This is a genomic window from Shewanella sp. SG41-4 (assembly GCF_014164505.1).
In the GTDB taxonomy this organism is placed as follows: Bacteria; Pseudomonadota; Gammaproteobacteria; order Enterobacterales; family Shewanellaceae; genus Shewanella.
In genome coordinates this window covers 1-1,791 of sequence record NZ_JACJFI010000520.1, presented here as the reverse complement: position 1 = coordinate 1,791, position 1,791 = coordinate 1, and the positions used below count along the sequence as shown (strand labels likewise).

The following is a 1,791-nucleotide window of genomic DNA, read 5'->3' as shown; positions in this document are numbered from 1 at the left end:
AAATAAGAACGATTAAAAGCAATGAATCACCTACAAGCATTCAATGCAACGATCCTGAAGTAGACAATAGTTACTGGCAAAGTATTGCGTTCAGTGAACTGCCCCAAAACCAGTTTTTTTGTCTCCGAGCTAAAATCACTATTCATCGTGAAACATTAACAAGCTCCCCTTCGCTTTTAGTAGGCATGTTGGGATCGGCAAGGTTTCATTGGGATGGACAGCCACTATACGAGAACGGTTTAGCTGCCAGATCATTTAAAGATGAAGTGCCAGGAACCATTAAAACATTAGTAAGATTACCAGATGGGTTGTTAACCGATGGCCAACATTTGTTAGGGGCAACCATATCGACTTTTAGTGTCGGTAAAAAGCTCGATTCTATCGGCTATTTACTGGCCATAGTGAATGAGCAAAAGTTGCACACTACTGTATTGTTAGTGAGCATGTTAAGTGCCTTTTTCATTGGTAGCTTAGTCATTTTATTTATCATCTTTCAATTAGTAAATTGGCTGTATCAAGCAGAGAAATCCTATCAAATGTTCAGTACTCTATGTTTATCAGCCGCGCTGCTATTAAGCATAGAGCAAGCAAAGTTCTGGTTAGACTATCCCTACAATTGGCACACCTTGAGATTGTCTGCAATCCTAGTACTTACATTTATTACAAGCTTCCTACTCCCTCTATTTTACGTGGCCTACTTTCGACTTGAGCATATTAAAAAATGGGCACTTTGCATTCTAGCAAGCTTAAGCATGATTTCCATGTTAGATCTTAGTTATGATTTTACTAGTGTGTCTCTTTTTTTCGTCGCTTTATGTTGGTCTCTTGTCGTAAACATTTTACAAATACGAAAGGGTGGACAAGGTAAAGTTGTATCATTACTTATTCTGATTGGTATCGGCTTCATTATTTTTTACCCCGAATATTTTGTAGAGTTTGGTTTTGCCGTGTTTTTTATCGCTATTGTACTCACAATGTTGGTGGCACTAATCAAAGAGATGAGAAAGCATAGAGAGCACTCACTAAAAGCCGAGCGCATCAAAATTGAACTGCTAAGGCGCAATATGCAGCCGCATTTTTTGATGAATTGTTTAACACAATTAATGGAGCTCATCGAAACAAAACCTCAAGAAGCCCTTATTTTGATTTCCGCTTTAAGTCAGGAGTTTCGCCAGCTTACTCTCCATAATAAACAAGATTATGTGTCACTATCTGAAGAGATAGCTTTATGTAGAAATCATATTCAGATAATGTCGCTCCGTTATCAGAAAAATTATCAATTAGCAGTGGTTGGCGATGTAGATGGAATCTGGGTACCATCGGCCATATTGCATAGCTTGATAGAAAATTGTTTCACTCATAATAAAATATCCAGCGATAGGACCTTTGAACTTAAGGTATCTCAAGTGGGTAAACGAGTCGATTTAACCTTAACAACACCAATTGAAAACAAAACTAAACATCAAGGAACCGGCAATGGAAGAGATTTCATTCACGCTAAATTAGCTGAACTGAACCAAATGGATGCAGAGTTTGCCAGCTTTGAGTTGGACAGTAATTGGATATCAAAAATCAGCTACTTAAATTGTAACGCAATAGAAAATTGATAACGGGAAACGTATGGTAATTGTCATTGTTGAAGATGAACCGTTGATACAGCAACGGATTCAACGTCTAACATCTGAGATTTTAGTGAAACAAAACCCTAAGATTATTTGCTTTGATGATATTGACGATGCTGAGTCGTTTCTTAGTGAAAATACAATCGATGTATTGCTGCTTGATTTGAAC

The 1,791-nt window shown here is 37.5% G+C and carries 1 protein-coding gene; it reads left to right on the top strand.

The features are described 5' to 3' along the window. On the top strand, positions 1 to 1,607 hold a 1,607-nt coding region (locus tag H5202_RS21815), incomplete at its 5' end, for a histidine kinase (RefSeq protein ID WP_182773885.1). Between the last annotated feature and the right edge of the window lie 184 nt (positions 1,608 to 1,791).